At 57.1% G+C, this 20,112-nt stretch carries 17 protein-coding genes; 5 read left to right on the forward strand and 12 right to left on the reverse strand.

What is annotated here, in order from left to right; translation table 11 throughout:
* Together waaF and glnE are read right to left on the reverse strand one after the other, a co-directional pair.
* Entirely contained in the window at positions 1 to 1,035 is a 1,035-nt protein-coding gene (gene waaF / locus ACZ89E_RS20110; protein WP_149659225.1) for a lipopolysaccharide heptosyltransferase II, read from the reverse strand.
* 341 nt (positions 1,036 to 1,376) lie between these two features.
* Positions 1,377 to 4,316 (reverse strand): bifunctional [glutamate--ammonia ligase]-adenylyl-L-tyrosine phosphorylase/[glutamate--ammonia-ligase] adenylyltransferase, encoded by a 2,940-nt coding sequence (gene glnE / locus ACZ89E_RS20115; RefSeq protein WP_463259203.1) that lies wholly within the window; start codon positions 4,314 to 4,316, stop codon positions 1,377 to 1,379.
* Positions 4,317 to 4,699: 383 nt separating this feature from the next.
* On the opposite strand from glnE, the gene aceE reads away from it, so the two are divergent.
* From aceE to msrA, 5 genes are all read left to right on the forward strand, one after another.
* Positions 4,700 to 7,345, forward strand: coding sequence for a pyruvate dehydrogenase (acetyl-transferring), homodimeric type (aceE, locus tag ACZ89E_RS20120; RefSeq protein WP_133837944.1), 2,646 nt, complete (start codon positions 4,700 to 4,702; stop codon positions 7,343 to 7,345).
* 11 nt (positions 7,346 to 7,356) lie between these two features.
* Positions 7,357 to 9,324, forward strand: a complete 1,968-nt coding sequence (gene aceF / locus ACZ89E_RS20125) for a dihydrolipoyllysine-residue acetyltransferase (protein ID WP_476256312.1) — start codon at positions 7,357 to 7,359, stop codon at positions 9,322 to 9,324.
* Positions 9,325 to 9,600: 276 nt separating this feature from the next.
* Positions 9,601 to 10,995, forward strand: coding sequence for an alkaline phosphatase D family protein (locus tag ACZ89E_RS20130; RefSeq protein WP_476256313.1), 1,395 nt, complete (start codon positions 9,601 to 9,603; stop codon positions 10,993 to 10,995).
* Between the two features lie 290 nt (positions 10,996 to 11,285).
* Positions 11,286 to 13,979, forward strand: a complete 2,694-nt coding sequence (locus tag ACZ89E_RS20135) for a sensor domain-containing phosphodiesterase (RefSeq protein ID WP_149659221.1) — start codon at positions 11,286 to 11,288, stop codon at positions 13,977 to 13,979.
* 69 nt (positions 13,980 to 14,048) lie between these two features.
* Positions 14,049 to 14,696 (forward strand): peptide-methionine (S)-S-oxide reductase MsrA, encoded by a 648-nt coding sequence (msrA, locus tag ACZ89E_RS20140; RefSeq protein ID WP_149659220.1) that lies wholly within the window; start codon positions 14,049 to 14,051, stop codon positions 14,694 to 14,696.
* A gap of 98 nt (positions 14,697 to 14,794) precedes the next feature.
* Here the strand turns inward: msrA and ACZ89E_RS20145 are convergent, their stop codons facing one another.
* The 10 genes from ACZ89E_RS20145 to ACZ89E_RS20190 all read right to left on the reverse strand — a co-directional run bounded on the left by ACZ89E_RS20145 (position 14,795) and on the right by ACZ89E_RS20190 (position 20,110).
* On the reverse strand, positions 14,795 to 15,631 hold the full coding sequence (locus tag ACZ89E_RS20145) for a 23S rRNA (adenine(2030)-N(6))-methyltransferase RlmJ (protein WP_476256314.1): 837 nt from the start codon (positions 15,629 to 15,631) through the stop codon (positions 14,795 to 14,797).
* 231 nt (positions 15,632 to 15,862) lie between these two features.
* Positions 15,863 to 16,186 carry a hypothetical protein gene (locus ACZ89E_RS20150; protein WP_149659218.1) on the reverse strand — a complete coding sequence of 108 codons (324 nt, stop codon included), beginning with the start codon at positions 16,184 to 16,186 and terminating at the stop codon, positions 15,863 to 15,865.
* 339 nt (positions 16,187 to 16,525) lie between these two features.
* On the reverse strand, positions 16,526 to 16,882 hold the full coding sequence (locus ACZ89E_RS20155; RefSeq protein ID WP_476256315.1) for a contact-dependent growth inhibition system immunity protein: 357 nt from the start codon (positions 16,880 to 16,882) through the stop codon (positions 16,526 to 16,528).
* On the reverse strand, positions 16,876 to 17,292 hold the full coding sequence (locus ACZ89E_RS20160) for a hypothetical protein (RefSeq protein ID WP_476256316.1): 417 nt from the start codon (positions 17,290 to 17,292) through the stop codon (positions 16,876 to 16,878). The genes ACZ89E_RS20155 and ACZ89E_RS20160 overlap by 7 nt, the downstream gene beginning before the upstream one ends.
* Positions 17,292 to 17,741 carry a hypothetical protein gene (locus ACZ89E_RS20165; RefSeq protein WP_463259197.1) on the reverse strand — a complete coding sequence of 150 codons (450 nt, stop codon included), beginning with the start codon at positions 17,739 to 17,741 and terminating at the stop codon, positions 17,292 to 17,294. The genes ACZ89E_RS20160 and ACZ89E_RS20165 overlap by 1 nt, the downstream gene beginning before the upstream one ends.
* 72 nt (positions 17,742 to 17,813) lie before the next feature.
* Positions 17,814 to 18,167, reverse strand: a complete 354-nt coding sequence (locus ACZ89E_RS20170; protein ID WP_476256317.1) for a hypothetical protein — start codon at positions 18,165 to 18,167, stop codon at positions 17,814 to 17,816.
* A gap of 24 nt (positions 18,168 to 18,191) precedes the next feature.
* Positions 18,192 to 18,569: a hypothetical protein gene (locus tag ACZ89E_RS20175; protein WP_476256318.1), complete on the reverse strand. Its 378-nt coding sequence runs from the start codon at positions 18,567 to 18,569 to the stop codon at positions 18,192 to 18,194.
* 100 nt (positions 18,570 to 18,669) lie between these two features.
* A complete protein-coding gene (locus ACZ89E_RS20180) occupies positions 18,670 to 19,170 on the reverse strand; it encodes a hypothetical protein (protein WP_476256319.1) in 501 nt (166 codons plus the stop codon).
* A gap of 45 nt (positions 19,171 to 19,215) precedes the next feature.
* Positions 19,216 to 19,632, reverse strand: a complete 417-nt coding sequence (locus ACZ89E_RS20185; protein ID WP_463259193.1) for a hypothetical protein — start codon at positions 19,630 to 19,632, stop codon at positions 19,216 to 19,218.
* Positions 19,633 to 19,699: 67 nt separating this feature from the next.
* A complete protein-coding gene (locus tag ACZ89E_RS20190) occupies positions 19,700 to 20,110 on the reverse strand; it encodes a hypothetical protein (RefSeq protein ID WP_463259192.1) in 411 nt (136 codons plus the stop codon).
* Positions 20,111 to 20,112 lie beyond the last annotated feature (2 nt).

Here is a 20,112-nt window from a genome sequence, read left to right on the forward strand (position 1 = left end):
CTAATTGACCTCGACCACAGTGCCCTGCAACCGCTGCAAGGCTTCATTGACCGGTTGCGGCTCCAACTGACGCAGGCAGTTGTAATGGCCGAAGCGGCAGGTGCGATCAAAGCACGGGCTGCATTCGAGGCCCAGGCGCACGATCTCGACGTGCTCGGCCAGCGGCGGCGTGAAGCCCGGCGAGGTCGAGCCGTAGACCGCCACCAGCGGACGGTTCAGCGCAGCGGCGACGTGCATCAGGCCGGAGTCGTTGGACACCACGGCATCGGCGCAGGACATCAGGTCGATGGCCTCGGCCAGGGACGTGCCGCCGCTGAGGTTCACCGACTCTTCACGCAAACCGGGAATCAGCCGCGCGCGGATGTCTTCGCCCACCGCGTGATCGTTTTTCGAGCCGAACAGCCAGACTTGCCAGCCTTCGCGGATCTTGGTTTCGGCGACCTTGGCGTAGTGCTCGGACGGCCAGCGCTTGGACTCGCCAAACTCGGCGCCAGGGCACAGGGCCAATACAGGACGATCCAGGGTCAGGCCGAATTTGGCCAGTGCGGCTTCGCGGGTGATCGGGTCGATTTGCAGGCTCGGCCGTGGATACGGTTGCGGCAGCTCAGCGCCACGCTCGTAGGCCAGGGCCATGAAGCGCTCGATCATCAACGGGTAACGTTCTTTATCCAGGGTGCGCACGTCATTGAGCAGGCCGTAGCGGAATTCGCCACGCCAGCCGGTGCGTTTCGGGATGCCGGCGAAGAACGGCACCAGCGCCGACTTCAGGGAATTGGGCAGCAGGATCGCCTGGTCGTACTGGCCGGCCAGGGATTTGCCGATGCGCCGACGGGTCGCCAGCTCAAGGGCGCCGTGGCCGAGCGGGAAGCTCAAGGCCTGACGCACTTCGGGCATACGCTCAAGGATCGGCCGGCTCCACTCGGGGGCCAGCACGTCGATTTCGCACTGCGGGTGGCGTTGCTTGAGACACTGAAACAGTGTCTGCGCCATCACCATGTCACCGACCCAACTGGGCCCAACGATCAGAATTTTCATGTGGTTTCCAAAAACGAACCGGGGAGGCATACGCCTCCCCGCCTCGAGAATCCAGCACCTGCAGCCTTGGCCGGCAGGTCATTTGGACGAGCCGGTTGGGGCTCGTCGGATCAATTTCATGCATATTCGAGTCAATTTATACACATTGTATTTATGACATCTGTGTCAATTTACATAAATCTCGTGGCGAGGGAGCTTGCTCCCGCTGGGCTGCGAAGCAGACCCAAAACCTGCCACTGCATTTTCATCTGACGGACCGCGCAATCTGATTTGGGAGCGCTTCGCACTCTAACGGGGGCAAGCCCCCTCGCCACAAAAGCCAGCCACATTCCAAATCAGCTTCAGCTTAGCCCCAGCTCACGCCAGATCCGCGACACTTGCCGCCGTTCGTCCACGAACTGGTCGCCTGGAATCACCCCGGGATCCTTCTGCAAGGCCTGTCGGTGCGCGGCGGAGCGGTAGGCTTTATAGGCCTCGCGCAGCAGGCTCGCGTCTTCGACGGGCATCAGTCCTGCCTTTTCCAACTCTTCCAGAATGCGGATGTTGTCGGTCCAGCGCAGCAATGACGGGTGCTGTTCGGACCACGCCAGGGCCGCGTATTGCACCATAAATTCAATATCGACGATACCTCCGGCGTCCTGCTTGAGATCGAACGGCGCCGTGGCCTCGAAGGCATTTGCCCCGGTGCCGGCGGCGGTGCTCTTGCTGCCGAGGTTATCGCGCATCTTGGCGCGCATCTCGCTGACCTCCTGGCGCAAGGTCGGCAGATCCCGGGCCTTGCCCAGAATCGCCGCCCGAACCTTCTCGAACGCCTGGCCGACTTCCTGACTGCCCACCAGCACCCGCGCCCGCACCAGCGCCTGATGCTCCCAGGTCCAGGCCTCGTTTTCCTGATACCGGGCAAACGCCCCGAGGGAACTCACCAGCAACCCCGACGCACCGGACGGTCGCAAACGCATGTCCACTTCGTACAACTGACCGGAGTTGGTCTGCGCCGTGAGCAAGTGAATGATCCGCTGCCCCAGCCGCGTAAAGAACTGCGCGCCATCAATCGGCTTGGCCCCGTCGGTTTCCGCTTGCGGATCGCCGTCGTGGATAAACACCAGGTCCAGGTCCGAACCATGCCCCAATTCCAGGCCGCCGACCTTCCCATAACCGACAATCACGAAGCCGGGATCGCACAAGGTGCCATCGGTGCGCAGCGGCGTGCCGTATTTGGCCACAGTTTGACGCCAGGCCAGGGCCAGCACTTGTTCGAGGATCGCTTCGGCGAGCCAGGTCAGGTAATCGCTGACTTTCATCAACGGCAGGCTGCCGGCGATTTCCGAGGCAGCAACACGCAAGCGGTGCGCCAGTTTGAAATGGCGCAGGGCTTCCATCTGCTGTTCGAGGTCGTCCTCGGGGATCCGCGTCAGGCGCTCGCGCAATTCGGCGGCCAGTTCCGGCGCCAGCGGCGGCTTGAACAGGCGGCCTTCGTTGAGCAACTCATCGAGCAACAACGGGAAACGGGTGATCTGCTCGGCAATCCATGGACTCGCGGCGCACAGGGTCAGCAAGCGCCGCAGCGCGCTGGGGTTTTCCGTGAGCAACACTAAATAAGCCGAACGCCGAGCCACGGCTTCCACCAAGGGCAGCACCCGTTCCAGCACCAGGTCTGGATTGGCGTGTTCCACCGCCTGGGCCAGCAACCGTGGGATAAAGGCATCGAGGCGTTCGCGCCCCAAACGCTGCATGGCGCGCAACTGCGGACTGCCGCGCAGGCTGGCCAAGGTTTTCAGGGCCTTGGAAGCATCCGCAAAGCCGCCCTGCTCCAATTGCCGGCACGCGGCCTCTTCGTCCTGGGACTCTTCCCACAACGGCAGCCATTCACCACCGACCACCACTTCGGCCTCAGTGCCTTCCTCTTCATCGGGATCGGCAATCACCTGAGCGAAGTGCCAAGCCACGCGACCGCGCCAATACATCAGCCGCTCGTGGAACGCATCCCAATCGGCAAAGCCGAGCATGTAAGCAATCCGCGCCTGATCCTGTGCGCCGTCCGGCAGCATCTGGGTCTGGCGATCGGCAATCGCCTGGATCGCGTGTTCGGTGTAACGCAGGAATTCATACCCGTTGCGCAGCTCGGCGATCACCGGTGCCGGCAGATAACCCTGACCTTCCAGGGTGCTCAAGACTTTTAATAGCGGACGTTGTTGCAGACTCAGGTCGCGACCGCCGTGGATCAGCTGGAACGCCTGGGCGATGAACTCGACTTCACGAATGCCGCCGGAGCCGAGCTTGATGTTGTCGGCCATGCCTTTGCGCCGCACTTCCTGCTGGATCAGCTGCTTCATGGTGCGCAGCGCTTCGATGGCGGAGAAGTCCAGGTAACGCCGGTAAACGAACGGGCGCAGCATTTCCTGCAATTGCGCGCCGGCCACTTGATCGCCGGCCACCACCCGCGACTTGATCATCGCGTAGCGTTCCCAGTCGCGGCCCTGATCCTGGTAATACTGCTCCAGCGCGTTGAAGCTCAAGACCAGTGCACCGGCGGAACCGTAAGGCCGCAGGCGCATGTCGACGCGGAACACGAAACCATCGACGGTCATCGGGTCCAGGGCCTTGATCAGACGCTGGCCCAGGCGAATGAAAAACTCCTGGTTATCCAGCGAGCGCTTCACGCCCACGGTTTCGCCGCCTTCGGGGTAGGCGAAGATCAGGTCGATGTCGGAGGACAGGTTCAGCTCCACGGCGCCGAGCTTGCCCATGCCGAGGATGACCATTTGCTGCGGCTCGCCGCTGCGCCGGCCGGTGGGCACGCCGAATTGCTGGCAATGCCGCGCGTACAACCACTGATAGGCCTGATCGATGCTCGCATCGGCCATGTCCGAGAGGTCGCGGCAGGTCTGGACCAGATCGGCCTGGCGGGTCAGGTCGCGCCAGATGATCCGCACTTGCTGGCGGGTGCGCTGACGGCGCAGGACCCGGCCGAGTTCATCTTCGCTTTCCGCCGCATTCACCGCCGCCGCAATCTGCGCGCACAGTTCGCCGGGGGCAAAAGCGCGATCCAGTTCACCGGACTGCACCAGCGCGAGCAACATCAAAGGGTCACGAACGCTCTGTTCAATCACGAAGTCGCTGGCGGCGCTGACGCGGGCCAATTGCGCCCAGCGCTCTGGCGTCCAGGTCGACAGACCATGATCGTCTTCTAATAAGGCAACGGCCGCACGGAACGACTGCTCGGCACGGGTGACCAACGGCTCAAGAATGGCGGGCAGTTCGGCAAGCGAAGGCAGGGTCATGGTCTATCCTTGATCGGCGTGTGAAGGGCTGCATGTAGTGATTCTTGAAAACACGCTACGTGACCGACTGTCGAACAAAGGTTAGAAATAGCTGAAATTTCTTTTATTTTGGCAGCCAACATCAAGCTTTCACCTTTTCTGGTTGGCAAAAGACCAACCTTAACGATTATTCTCACAACGCAGCCGGAGGCCACAAGCCATTCATCTGTAGTTTTACTACTCGTCTATACATTCGAAAGGCTGAAATGCCCGTTGATTTGTAGTAAAACTACACGCCGCCGGAACAACCTCTCGGCAATCCAAGAATTTATATCGTCTGCCCACAAGGCCAGTCGCAAACTCAGGCAACCGATTCTGGAAGCCTTTCCGCCCTGGAGCAAGCCATGCAAGACCTCGATCCCGTCGAAACCCAGGAATGGCTGGACGCCCTGGAATCGGTTCTCGACAAAGAAGGCGAAGACCGCGCTCACTATCTGATGACCCGTATGGGCGAATTGGCAACCCGCAGCGGTTCGCAATTGCCTTACGCCATCACCACGCCATACCGCAACACCATTCCTGTGACCCACGAAGCACGCATGCCTGGCGACCTGTTCATGGAACGCCGCATTCGCTCGTTGGTTCGCTGGAACGCGATGGCCATGGTGATGCGTACGAACCTGAAAGATTCGGACCTGGGCGGTCACATCTCCAGCTTCGCCTCCAGCGCCACTTTGTACGACATCGGCTTCAACTACTTCTTCCAGGCCCCGACCGACGAACACGGCGGCGACCTGATCTACTTCCAGGGCCACACCTCGCCAGGCGTTTACGCCCGTGCGTTCATGGAAGGCCGCATCACCGAAGAACAAATGAACAACTTCCGCCAGGAAGTCGACGGCCAGGGCTTGTCGTCCTATCCGCACCCTTGGCTGATGCCTGATTTCTGGCAGTTCCCGACGGTATCCATGGGTCTTGGCCCGATCCAGGCGATCTACCAGGCACGCTTCATGAAGTACCTGGAAGCCCGTGGCTTCATCCCTGAAGGCAAGCAGAAAGTCTGGTGCTTCCTGGGCGACGGCGAGTGCGACGAGCCGGAATCCCTGGGCGCCATCTCCCTGGCTGGCCGCGAGAAGCTCGACAACCTGATCTTCGTCATCAACTGCAACCTGCAGCGCCTCGACGGCCCGGTTCGCGGCAACGGCAAGATCATCCAGGAACTCGAAGGCGTGTTCCGCGGTGCTCAGTGGAACGTGACCAAAGTCATCTGGGGCCGTTTCTGGGACCCACTGCTGGCCAAAGACGTCGACGGTATCCTGCAACGTCGCATGGACGAAGTCATCGACGGCGAGTACCAGAACTACAAAGCCAAAGACGGCGCGTTCGTGCGTGAACACTTCTTCAACTCGCCAGAACTCAAGGCGATGGTTGCAGACTTGTCCGACGACGAGATCTGGAAACTCAACCGTGGCGGCCACGACCCGTACAAGGTCTACGCGGCGTACCACGAAGCGGTCAACCACAAAGAACAACCGACCGTCATCCTGGCCAAGACCATCAAGGGTTATGGCACCGGTGCCGGCGAAGCGAAGAACACTGCGCACAACACCAAGAAGGTTGATGTTGAAAGCCTGAAGCTGTTCCGCGATCGTTTCGACATCCCAGTACGCGACGAAGAGCTGGAAAACCTGCCGTTCTTCAAGCCAGAACCCAACAGCGCCGAAGCCCGCTACCTGAGCGAGCGCCGCACTGCACTGGGCGGTTTCGTGCCACAGCGCCGCGCGCAAAGCTTCAACATCCCGACGCCGCCACTCGACACCCTCAAGGCCATCCTTGACGGCTCGGGCGACCGTGAGATTTCCACCACCATGGCCTTCGTGCGGATCCTCGCGCAACTGGTCAAGGACAAGGAAATCGGCTCGCGCATCGTTCCGATCATCCCGGACGAAGCCCGTACCTTCGGTATGGAAGGCATGTTCCGTCAGTTGGGCATCTACTCGTCCGTCGGCCAGCTCTACGAGCCAGTCGATAAAGACCAGGTGATGTTCTACAAGGAAGACAAGAAGGGCCAGATCCTCGAAGAAGGCATCAACGAAGCGGGCGCCATGAGCTCCTTCATCGCTGCCGGTACTTCGTACTCCAGCCACAACCAGCCAATGCTGCCGTTCTACATCTTCTACTCGATGTTCGGCTTCCAGCGTATCGGCGACCTCGCCTGGGCCGCTGGCGACAGCCGTACCCGTGGCTTCCTGATCGGCGGCACCGCCGGCCGGACCACGCTGAACGGCGAAGGCCTGCAACACGAAGATGGTCACAGCCACATCCTGGCCGGCACCATCCCGAACTGCCGCACCTTTGATCCAACCTACGGCTATGAGCTGGCGGTGATCATCCAGGACGGCATGAAGAAGATGACCGAAGAGCAGCAGGACGTTTTCTACTACATCACCGTGATGAACGAGTCCTACCAGCAGCCAGCCATGCCGGCCGGTGTCGAGGAAGGCATCATCAAGGGCATGTACCTGCTCGAAGAAGACACCCGCGAAGCGGCGCACCACGTTCAGCTGATGGGCTCCGGCACCATCCTGCGTGAAGTCCGCGAAGCCGCGAAGATCCTGCGTGAAGAGTTCAACGTCGGCGCTGACGTGTGGAGCGTTACCAGCTTCAACGAACTGCGTCGCGACGGCCTGGCCGTGGAGCGCAGCAACCGTCTGCACCCGGGCCAGAAGCCTAAGCTGAGCTACGTCGAAGAATGCCTGAACGGCCGTAAAGGTCCGGTCATCGCGTCTACCGACTACATGAAGCTGTTCGCTGAACAAATTCGTCAGTGGGTCCCGTCCAAGGAATTCAAAGTCCTGGGCACCGACGGTTTCGGTCGCAGTGACAGCCGTAAAAAGCTGCGTCACTTCTTCGAAGTCGACCGTCATTTTGTGGTGTTGGCAGCCCTGGAAGCCTTGGCTGACCGTGGTGATATCGAACCTAAGGTGGTGGCTGAAGCTATCGTCAAGTTCGGGATCAACCCGGAAAAACGCAACCCACTGGACTGCTGAGGAGACAATCTGTGAGCGAACTCATTCGAGTACCTGACATCGGCAGCGGTGAAGGTGAAGTAATCGAACTCTTTGTGAAGGTCGGCGACCGTATCGAAGCCGACCAGAGCATCCTGACGCTTGAGTCGGACAAGGCGAGCATGGAAGTGCCTGCGCCGAAAGCCGGCATCATCAAGAGCCTGAAAGTGAAGCTGGGTGATCGCCTGAAAGAAGGCGACGAATTGCTGGAGCTGGAAGTCGAAGGTGCCGCTGCGCCGGCCCCTGCGCCTGCCGCTGCTGCGCCGGCTGCCAAGGCTGAAGCGAAACCGGCTGCTGCACCTGCCGCCGCTGCTCCGGCTGCCGCGCCTGCTGCCGCTTCGGTTCAGCAAGTGCACGTGCCGGACATCGGTTCGTCGGGCAAGGCCCAGATCATCGAGATCCAGGTCAAGGTTGGCGATACCGTCGCGGCTGACCAGTCGTTGATCACCCTGGAATCCGACAAGGCAAGCATGGAAATCCCATCGCCTGCCGCTGGCGTGGTCAAGGCCATCAGCGTCAAGCTCAATGACGAAGTCGGCACCGGCGATCTGATCCTGGACCTGGAAGTGGCGGGTGCTGCGGCCCCTGCTGCGGCCGCGCCAGCTCAGGCGGCTGCACCTGCCGCTGCTGCTGCTCCAGCGCCAGCCGCTGCGGCCCCGGCTGCACCGGTTGCCGACAGCGTTCAGGACATTCATGTCCCGGACATCGGCTCGTCGGGCAAGGCCAAGATCATCGAAGTGCTGGTCAAGGCTGGCGACACCGTCACCGCCGACCAGTCGCTGATCACCCTGGAATCCGACAAGGCGAGCATGGAAATTCCATCGCCTGCCGCTGGCGTGGTGGAAAGCGTTTCCATCAAGCTGGATGACGAAGTCGGTACCGGCGACCTGATCCTGAAGCTGAAAATCAAAGGCGCTGCGCCTGCTGCTGCACCGGCCCCGGCCGCTGCTGCCGCACCTGCCGCTTCTGCTCCAGCCGCCGCTGCACCCGCTGCCGCACCGGTAGCGGCCGCACCTGCTGCTGCCCCGGCCAAGCCTGGCGCCAAGGTTCACGCCGGCCCGGCTGTTCGCCAACTGGCCCGTGAATTCGGCGTCGAGCTGAACGCGGTTGGCGCAAGCGGTCCGCACGGTCGCATCCTCAAAGAAGACGTGCAGGTTTACGTCAAAGCGATGATGCAGAAGGCCAAGGAAGCACCGGCCGCTGCGGCTGGCGCAACCGGCGGCGCGGGCATCCCGCCGATTCCGGTCGTGGACTTCAGCCGCTTCGGTGAAACCGAAGAAGTGCCGATGACTCGCCTGATGCAAATCGGCGCGTCGAGCCTGCACCGCAGCTGGTTGAACATCCCGCACGTGACTCAGTTCGATTCGGCTGATATCACCGACCTGGAAGCGTTCCGCATCGCACAGAAAGCCGTGGCAGAAAAGGCCGGCGTCAAGCTGACCATCCTGCCGCTGCTGCTCAAGTCGTGCGCGCACCTGCTCAAGGAACTGCCGGACTTCAACAGTTCGCTGGCACCAAGCGGCAAGGCGATCATCCGCAAGAAGTACGTGAACATCGGCTTCGCGGTCGACACCCCGGATGGCCTGCTGGTACCGGTCATCAAGAACGTCGACCAGAAGAGCCTTCTGCAGCTGGCGGCTGAGGCGGCCGTGCTGGCTGCCAAGGCCCGCGACAAGAAGCTCACTGCTGACGACATGCAAGGCGCCTGCTTCACCATTTCCAGCCTCGGCCACATTGGCGGCACCGGCTTCACGCCGATCGTCAACGCGCCGGAAGTGGCAATCCTCGGTGTTTCCAAGGCAACCATCCAGCCAGTCTGGGACGGCAAAGCCTTCCAGCCGAAACTGATGCTGCCGCTGTCGCTGTCCTACGATCACCGTGTGATCAACGGCGCCGCTGCTGCACGCTTCACCAAGCGTCTGAGCGACCTGCTGGCGGACATCCGCACCATCCTGCTGTAACAACCGATGGGCCCTCCTTCACCGGAGGGCCTGTTGTGTTCCAAGATTTCCGAGCGCCACGCTCGTACCTCAACCCCGCCAATTTGGCGGGGCTTTTTTTGCCTCGTAAAAACCTCGGCACTTTCCTACATTCCTGGCTGATTTCACCTACAACTCCAGTCCCCTTCGACTCGATATTTTTTGCCGGCCAGTAACTAGTCTTAGTTGCCATAAGTTCAGCACGAACTTTGACACCCTTAATAGCTTAGTTAGCATTACTTCGAACGGATTCGAAACATGTTCAAACCGACTGTCGGCCCGATCATTGGCCACACTACAACTCATCACGCGCGCATTTTCTTGCGCGGTAATACACAGGACAGCGACACCGTATTTGCCGGCATCCGTTACCGGCGCGCGGGCGATGAACGCTGGACTAAAGGCGTGTTTGCCAAACTGTCGCTCTTGCGGGATATGTCCGACGTTATTGCATTAAATAATCTGGATGAAGATACCGAGTACGAATATCAGGCTGGCTGGTTCAGCCCGATGAACCCGGTGCATACCGTGGAAACGGTGCAGGAGTTGCCCTTGCAATGGCCGCGGGAGATCTATCAATTTCGCACTCGCTCCAGCCAGCACGCGCAGCCCCGAGCCTATATCGTCGGCTCGTGCCGCTACCTGCGCATGACGGCGGGCATTGCCTCGGCGCCGCATCTGGGCGACCGGATCTTTGCCTCGATCACGCAACTGGCGGAGCACGCCAATCCGCCGATCAGCGCCACGCTGATGACCGGAGACCAGATCTATGTCGATGACATGAACCGTATTGCCCCTGACCGTGAATACAAGGACATCCTCAGCAAGTACCGGGCGGCGTTTTCCCAACCCAATATCAGTAAGTTGATGTCCGGCACATCGACTTACATGATCCTCGACGACCATGAAATCGAAGACAACTGGCCGGCCAATAAAAGCGGAAACGATGATTACTTGTATAAAAACGCCATCGCCGCCTATGAGTTGTATCAGGCCAGCCACAGCCCCGCGCATGAACTATTGGCGAACGGACAAATAAGCCGGAAGCTGGAACAGTATTGGTACCAGTTTGCCGAGGGTGATATTGAATGGTTTATCACCGATAGCCGGACCCGACGCAATTTGTCTGCCCAGGATCGACGGATCCTCGATGAAGCACAGGAGCAAGCGCTGCTTGAATGGCTGATCCACAGCCCGGCGCGGGTGAAGTTCGTGGTCACCAGCGTGATGTTCTACCCCGATCGTAAGCTTCATGGTGATGACGCGTGGAAGGCGTTCCCGGAACAACGCCTGCGGCTGCTGGAAACCATTCGTACGCATCGCATCCAGAACGTCATCGTCGTTTCCGGCGATGTCCACGGCTCCCTGACCAGTCGTCTGACCCACAGCGAAGATCCGGACTTCGAGGTGCACACCATCGTTTCGTCGCCGCTGTGCAACAGCAAGCTGCTGCCGTATGCCCACAAATCGACGTTCATCCTCGATCAGCCTTTGGCGCAAACAACGGCCGGGGACTATCGGCACGCACTGACGAGCAAGGTGGTCAGCCAGGATAACTTTGCGCATCTGGTGGTTGAGGCTGAGCAGATTCGGGTCAATTACCACGATCGGGAGGGCGGGCTGCTGCAATCCATCAGCATTCACTTAAGGTAATTCGCAATCCCGTGGCGAGCGAGCGTGCTCGCGCTGGGCTGCGCAGCGGCCTCAGGATTTTTGTGAGCGCTGCGCACTCAAGCGCGAGCAAGCTCGCTCGCCACAGGGCTCCAAACGATTACTTTCACCCCCGCGCTGGAGAAATCCCCCCTCCTGCCGACATATTCTTATAGCACTTGGCCTTCATGTCTCTTGTCAGTCGGTGCCGCAATGATGCAACCTTGCCGCAGGCAACAGTTAAGAGGGCGAGAGCCCGGCGCGATCAGCATATTCGAAGCGAGTTCCCTCCCATGAAAAGCCAACCCGATGCCGCCAGCCGTATGGTGGCCGAGGTAGTGACGCAGTTGCCTGTGCCCTCGCGGCTCGGCATGCTGCGTTTCGAACGGCTGAATGAAGCGAGCTGGGCGTTGCTGTTTCTCGATCCCAATTGCGAACGCCAGTTCGGCCTGCCGGCGGTGGAGCTGTGTGCGCTGGTGGGTTCGCCCTACGCCAGCCTGATGGAGCCCGAAGCGCGCTATCAACTGCATGACGCGATCCAGCTGCAACTCGCCGACAGCCCGCATTACCTGATTCGCTACACCCTGCACACCGCCGCCGGCACCTTGAGCCTGCTGGAACTCGGCGAAGCCTACAAACAACACAATCGGCACCTGCTGCGCGGCTACCTGCTGGTCGTCGATGGCTTGTTCGACGGTGAGCCGCTGCTGCCGGCCCTGGACCTGGAAACCCAGAACTCGCGCCTGCAAATCGCCCTGGAACTCAACCAGCGCGCGCAGCAGGAACAACTGCAGCACCTGGACCGGGTGCGTGCCCAGCAAGACTTGATCCTGCTGCTGACCCGCCAGCGCTACAGCACCGGCAATTCCCTGAAAGAAGCCGCCGAACTGATCACCCGCTGTGCCTGCGACATCTACGAAATCGACTGCGCCAGCCTGTGGAACCTCGAAGGCTCAACGTTGGTGCCGATCTCGGCCTATCACCGCGCCACTCAGGAATACCTGATGCCGGAGCCGATCGACGCCAGCAGTTTCCCCGATTACCTCGACGCCCTGCACACCAGCCGCGCCATCGATGCGCACAACGCGATCCGCGACCCGCGCACCCGGGACATGGCCGAAAGCCTGCGGCCACGGGACGTCAACGCCATGCTCGACGCCAGTATCCGCGTCGATGGCCAAGTGGTCGGCGTGTTGTGCCTGGAGCAGACCGGCGCCACCCGCGCCTGGCAATCGGACGAAATCGCCTTTGCCGGTGAGCTGGCGGATCAGTTCGCCCAGGTCATCAACAACCACAACCGCCGCACCGCCACCAGCGCCCTGCACCTGTTCCAGCGTGCGGTCGAGCAAAGTGCCAACGCCTTTTTGCTGGTCAATTGCGACGGCGTGGTCGAGTACGTCAACCCGAGCTTCACCGCGATCACCCAGTACAGCACCGAAGAAGTCCACGGCCAGCGCCTGTCGGAACTGCCGGCGCTGGAGAACCTCAGCGAACTGTTGTTCGACGCGCCCTCGGCGCTGGCCAAGAGCAACAGCTGGCAGGGCGAATTCAAGAGCCGGCGCAAAAACCTCGAACCGTACTGGGGCCAGTTGTCGATCTCCAAGGTCTATGGCGACAACCGCGAGCTGACCCATTACATCGGCATCTACGAAGACATCACCCAGACCAAACTGGCTCAGCAGCGCATCGAGCGCCTGGCCTACACCGACAACCTGACCAACCTGGGCAACCGCCCGGCGTTTATCCGCAACCTGGATGAACGTTTCGCCCGAGACAGCGATACCCCTATCAGCCTGTTGCTGGTGGACATCGACAACTTCAAGCGGATCAACGACAGCCTCGGCCATCAGACCGGCGACAAACTGCTGATCAGCCTCGCCCGGCGCTTGCGCAATAGCCTGAGCTCCAGCGGCAGCCTGGCGCGCTTCGCCAGTAACGAATTCGCCGTGCTGCTGGACAACACCGACCTCTCGGCCGGCCAGCAAGTCGCCAACCAGTTGCTGGCGACCCTCGACAAGCCGATGTTCGTCGATAACCAGCTGATCAGCGTCACCGGCTCCGTGGGCCTGGCCTGCGCGCCGCTGCACGGCCGCGACCCGCAGACCCTGATGCGCAACGCCGGCCTGGCGCTGCACAAGGCCAAGGCCAACGGTAAACATCAGGTCCAGGTGTTCACCGAAGCGTTGAACGCCGAGGCCAGCTACAAGCTGTTTGTCGAAAACAACCTGCGTCGCGCCCTGACCCAGAACGAGCTGGACGTGTTCTACCAGCCCAAGCTGTGCCTGCGCAGCGGTCGCCTGCTGGGCATGGAAGCCTTGCTGCGCTGGAACCATCCGGAAAAAGGCATGATCCGCCCGGACCAGTTCATCAGCGTGGCGGAAGAAACCGGCCTGATCATTCCGATCGGCAAATGGATCGCCCGCCAGGCCTGCCGCATGAGCAAGCAATTGACGGCTGCTGGCCTGGGCAACCTGCAAGTGGCAATCAACCTGTCGCCCAAGCAGTTCTCCGACCCGGACCTGGTGGCGTCCATCGCCAGCATCCTCAAGGAAGAAGCCCTGCCGTCGAACCTGCTGGAGCTGGAACTGACCGAAGGCCTGCTGCTGGAAGCCACCGAAGACACGCACTTGCAGCTCGACCAACTCAAGCGCCTGGGCCTGACCCTGGCCATGGACGACTTCGGCACCGGTTACTCATCGCTGAGCTACTTGAAAAAATTCCCGATCGACATCATCAAGATCGATCGCAGCTTCATCCACGAGATCCCGGACAACCAGGACGACATGGAAATCACCTCCGCGGTGATCGCCATGGCCCACAACCTGAAACTCAAGGTCGTGGCCGAAGGCATCGAGACTGCCGAGCAGTTGGCGTTCCTGCGGCGCCACCGTTGCGACGTCGGCCAGGGCTACCTGTTCGACCGCCCGATCCCGGGTTCCGAGCTGATCGAAAAGCTCAAACGCTACCCGCGCGGTCCTCTCGCCTGACAGCGGCGAAACACTCGGGCAAACTGCGTGTCTGACAATTTACATTCAACCTGACTGAGGGGACTGATCATGGTCTTGCGCTCGGAAATTCTGGTGAACAAAAACGTGCTCCCGACTAAAGAACAAGCTCTGCCCGGCCGCGAAACCCCGATGAACCTGCCGGAAAAACACTTCGTCCACGACGCGCCGCTGCTGGGCCCGTTCGCCATGGATGTGGATTTCGCAATTTTCGGCCTGGGCTGCTTCTGGGGCGCTGAACGCAAATTCTGGCAGCGCGAAGGCGTGGTCAGTACGGTGGTGGGTTACGCCGGCGGCTTTACGCCGAACCCGACGTATGAAGAAGTCTGCTCCGGCCTGACCGGCCACAGCGAAGTGGTCCTGGTGGTCTACGAACCGGCCAAAGTCAGCTACGAAGAATTGCTGAAGATGTTCTGGGAACTGCACAACCCGACTCAGGGCATGCGCCAAGGCAACGACATCGGCACCCAGTACCGCTCGGTGATCTACGCCACCAACCCGGATCAGCTGGCCGCTGCCAAGCACAGCGAACAAGTGTTCCAGGCTGAACTGACCAAGGCTGGCAAAGGCACCATCACCACCGAAATCGACGAAGCGCCGACGGTCTACTTCGCCGAGGCGTATCACCAGCAGTACCTGGCCAAAAACCCTGAAGGGTATTGCGGAATTGGCGGTACAGGCGTGGTTTGCCCGATCTGAAGATAGCTATAAGCGGCAAGTTTCAAGCTTCAAGCTTCAAGTAAAAGCCCTGCGCTAATCGTTTTTACTTGTCGCTTGCCGCTTGCCACTTACCGCTGCTACTCCGCAATTAGCCAATCCATCTGCCACCCACCCTGGGTCTGCCCCAACTTCTGGGACAACCACGGCAACAACTCACGCAATTCCTCTTCCAGCCCCCACGGCGGATTCGCAATCGCCAACCCCGAACCGTTCAGGCTGTTCGGCGTATCCAGCGGATGCACCAACAACTCCACCCGCAACAACTTCGGCGCGCCCGAGCCCGCCAGGTCCTGATAGAAACGACGCAGCAGACGCTGGTCCTTCACCGGGTACCAAATCGCCGCCACGGTCTGACGCATCCGCCCCACCGCTTCTTTGAGCGACGCCGCGCAACGCTGCATCTCATCAAGCTGCTCGAACGGCGGATCAATCAACATCACCGCCCGCTTCTCCTGCACCGGCAGCATCGCCCGCGGCACATGCCAGCCTTCGCCCAAGTGAACCTTCACCCGACGATCACCGGCCATGTTGTCCTTGAGCAGCAAACCGTCCTCGGGGTGCTTCTCGTTGAGCATCACCCGATCCTGCGGCCGCGTCAGGCGCCGCGCCAACTCCGGCGAGCCCGGGTAATAGCGCAACTGGCCATCCGGGTTCATGTCGTGCAGCACCTTCATGTAATCGGCGGTCAGCTCCGGTAGATCCGGCTGATCCCACAACCGCGCGATCCCTTCCAGGTACTCCCCGGTACGGCTCGCCTGATCACCCTGCAGGTCATACAGACCAATGCCGGCGTGAGTGTCGAGATAGGCAAACGGCTGCTCCTTGCGCGACATCAGGGCGATGAGGCGGGTCAAAGTCAGGTGTTTGAACACATCGGCGTGATTGCCGGCATGGAAGGCGTGACGATAATTCATGATTGCTCCTGCGAAGGCCGGGAAGTTTACCTTGTACCGAGCCGAACGTCAGGGGTTCACGGCCGAGCGGGCATTCCGCACTCTGATCATTCCCACGCTCCGCGTGGGAATGCCTCCCGGGACGCTCCGCGTTCCAGCTGCACCACCGATGCCGCGCCTGATACCGAGGTGACGCAGAGCGTCACGGGCTGCATTCCCACGCAGGAGCGTGGGAACGATCATCACGCAGCCTTACTCCGGCGACCGAGCCCGCAACCGCCGCCCAATCACATCCAACACATCACACCCATCGCGCAACGGAATGGCACAGAGCAAGGCAAAGTCACTGAGGATGAAGGACTCACACTCGATGGAATCGCGCATGGACAGGTTTTCCAGCACCTGGGTAACGGCGCGGATTCGATAGTTGGCAGCGTCATACAAAACATCGAGCGGGGCGTGGGTGTCGACGAACAGGGTGGGCATTTCGCAGCAATTGCTGGTAAGTGCCATGTAGCGGTTGTCGGGGTGAGGAACTGGTTTTTCGTAGGGTGGGTCGGGATGAAGAGTTTTCATTTTTTTTAGACCTTGGGGGATAGATTGAAGCTACCAACGGCCTTTCCTACGGGCTTGGGTGGCAGCCGTGCGCGGGAGTAGGAAACTGAGGTACCCACCAAACTCAGCCACGCCGAAGCGTGTCCCGCGCACAACCGCCGCGAACGATCTTACGGACACGAATTAAGTGCCGCAATCAGACGACAGCGCAGATGCGCGGTGAATACCTAAGGGTTCCTACACCCTGCCACTGCATTCGCAGCGACAGCCAAAGACTATCCACGGATCTCACATCGCACCAGTTCATGGAAACCGCCACAGCTTGAAGGAAACTTCCGACGACCTTGTCCGGAAATTTCGCTAACGATTAGGCTTCAGACTCAAGAGCTGACGATCAAACAAATCCAATAAATGTAACAACCAAGATTCACCAGACGGCCAATCGAGCCAATAACAGTAACTGCAGCACATATCACTCAATAGAAATTGCCGCAGCTCGACTTCGTTTTTATCAAACGACAAAAGGGTCATCATCTGAGCACGCACTTCTAATATGGAGTCGACATACGACTCCATAAAAAACGACTGTATTACTTCATCTGCCGCCCTATGCATGCACATCCAGTCTTGATGAAAATAACAACCAAAGAACTGGAACAACTCTTCAAAATCCTGCTTATTGCTTCCGTCTTTATCGCCATACTCCTCACCTACCACGTCGAAAAATCCTCTTGGCTGGCTTTATACAATTCATCACACCAGGCTTCGGATAGCTTAAGGTGTATATCTTCAAAAAACGCCTTTGGATCTATCATTTCACTCCATCCAACAGGAAGCAAAGAATGCGCCTTCGGATCATGCTCAAAAATCTTAGAGAAAGCACTAGAGTCACCGTCAAGAGCCTCACTCAGTACAAAAAACAAAACAAATTTGTGCCGATAACTCAAACCCGCGAAGCGCTTGATAATAAATTTAGATATTAAAAATTCTCTATCCGAAGGGCAGTCTGGATCGTATGCCGACAATTCAACACCAAGACTCTCCTCGCGGTCATATATATCAAACCCGCCGAGGAAATGCCCTAAGAGGGGCTTATATGGAACCTCAAGAAATGGATGCATCAGCATTAGATTTTCTCTATCGGATAAAGCGCTATAGGCTGCAACGTCTCGAAGTCGAATTTCATCTCAAACGCATTCATTTGAGGAATGAAACGCGGATTTTCTGGATCTAAAGGATTAGGCTCATATCCCTGACCTACATTTTCAGCCTCCATTCTTACTAACAAATTTCCTTTGCTATCCTCACCAGTAAAACGAGACATTTTTCTAGCCTCCCTTGTCATCGATTCATTGTAAGCATTCAGTTGCGCTCTATGGCTTATAAATTTAGAGCTTGGAACAGCTCTCCACTCCCTACTTACAAAAAGAAGTTCGCGACCAAGGGTTTGCTGCTCAGTTGCAGAGCCGGAATTTTCCACTTGATGATTATCCGAATTTTTCATTGCAGCAATTCTTTTTCTATGACCACTAAAAAACGCAATCTTTAGAAGCTGATTATTCAATACAATCGCCATACTTTTTAAGCACTTCATCTTCGTAATTACAGCCTGAATTGAAAAATGGAAAAACTCTATTTACTCCCAGAGCTATGCACGCCTTTCAGCCACATACCCGTTAGCTACTACTGTCAACACAACATGCCACTCGCGAGCACAAGTAAAACAATAGCTAAACGCTACTTTTGCAGAGTCGTTCAACGCCAGCTCCTGCGACAAAGGCGTTACATCCTTCACAAACATCTCTGAGATCTCCGCCCCCACTGCCCCAACGGATTTAAATCCCAGAACATTCTCAAATGTAATTATCCAGCGTTCTTCCTGCCAATCTAGAAACTCTATAAAAAGACTCTCTCTCCCACATGTTATTTTTTTAATGACGCCGTCTGAAACTGGAAATTCTGTCATTTTAGTAAAAAACAAAGCAAAACGAAAAAGATTCAATCATTCAAATTATTCGTTTGTCGATCAGAAAGAAACATCAATCCTATCCACCCTGACCTTTACGAATTGTTCGTTAAACTCTGGATTGTCGTAGTGGATTTCCTGATCCATAAAATCAACAAAGGATCGGAAGACACTTCCGTCCAAATAGCCATATATAAAGCATGAAAATCCATCGCCTATCACTTCAATCAGTGAGTCGGGTCGCTTTTCTGCAACGGTAATGAAGTCATCATTAGGAAGGACTATCTCGAACTCGGCCTCATAGGATCCCCCTACCTGAATTTTTTCAGAGCAGCAGCTCGCAAAGCATTTAACTTCCACACCATTAACAAGCAATAAAACTTCTTTTTCAACGACGAGACTTACTGCCAGGACAGTCACAACATACTTATCTATCATTTGAAGCCCCCACAGCTTTATTGAAAATCCAAACTTTTACTTCCTTACCAAAAAGCAACAACTAAAGACCTACCAACGACACACCACCCAATAAAACAACTTAACGCATCGTCTCCCCACCAAAAAGCCCCAAATCCAACGCTACCAAGCTTCTGTAATAAAAGTCGCTATTGCTACTTGTATAGGCATGTCTAAAATCAAGAAGCTGTTTGTAAAGAGCCTGTATTGCGGGATCTTTTATAAGCCTCATACCATCTAAAACCAAGCAGATATCATAAATCTCTTCCGCTTGCGCTTCCATCTCAGCCCTATATTCCTCTCTGGACTTAACTCCTAGAAAACGTGAAAAATAAAATGGAAGATTTCCATTCGAACGAAAGATCCTTAAAAAAAGAGTTACAAACCTATCTACAAAATATCTTCTATTCGGGCACGCTGGATCTGCTGTAAATTCTAATAAGCCTTTGGCCCCTAGCACCCTCATCACAGCATTATCAAAGCACGCAGCGTCTCCATCACAATCACTTTCAGCCAAATCAATAACAGTGCGCCCATAGGCCCAATCTGTAATTACCCCACGCGTTAGTTTTTGATCAGACATCTAACACTCCATTTTAAATTGCCAAAACAATTCAAAATTATTTCTTCACCAAGTGGACCGATCTTCCAACCCTGCCTTAAGCAGCTCATCTTTCCAGACTTCTTGCGCCAAGGTATAGACATGTTCAAGAAAACCACGAGGATTCTCTAATTCGTACCATTCACCGCGTGGCCAGCTCGCAGCCTCGTCTTCATCAATATCGAACAAACCTTGGAAGTCATAGCTTTTGTCATTCAGCTTCTCTGCTAAAGACTCCACCAAAACGAGCTTATGTCGGTAGTTCAAATAGCCTAAATTCAATGTGTACTTTCTAATCAGCTCGCCCCTATCCCACCTATTGTTAGGATCATAGATTGAAAGCTCCGCACCTAGCGTCTCTTCACGATCATAAACATCAAAAACCCCAATAATCCACATTAAACCTGGATGAAACTCTTCACCTAAAAATGGGTCTCGCAACACTATTTGTCTCAGCCCCCAAAATGCAAATTCTGGCCAAAAGCAATCAAACTAACAATCACTAGACTTTTTACCAACTCTCTGGATCTTCAAGACTGGCCCTTTGAAGGTCTTCTTTCCATACGACAGTTGCCAATCGGTAAATATCTTCAAAAAAAACTCTTGTATTTTCCATTTCATCCCACCCATAGGGAAATGAGGAATATGCCTCTGGGTCATACTTAAAAAGTGCCTGGAAATCGTAGCTTTTGTCCTGAAGCGCCTGTTCCAAACATTTATAAAGCAAAAAATGATGTCGGTAGGTACGATTACTAACCAGACAATACTTGAGTATTAACTCTTCCCTATCCGCCGGATCATTCGGATTAAATTTCTCCAACTCCTCTCCAAGTGTTTCTTCACGATCATAAATATCGAAACACCCCAAAAAATATGAAGGTGTCGGAACATATGGCTGCCCAGTTCCAAGATCAACAAACATAC

Source organism: Pseudomonas sp. TE3899 (assembly GCF_056279105.1).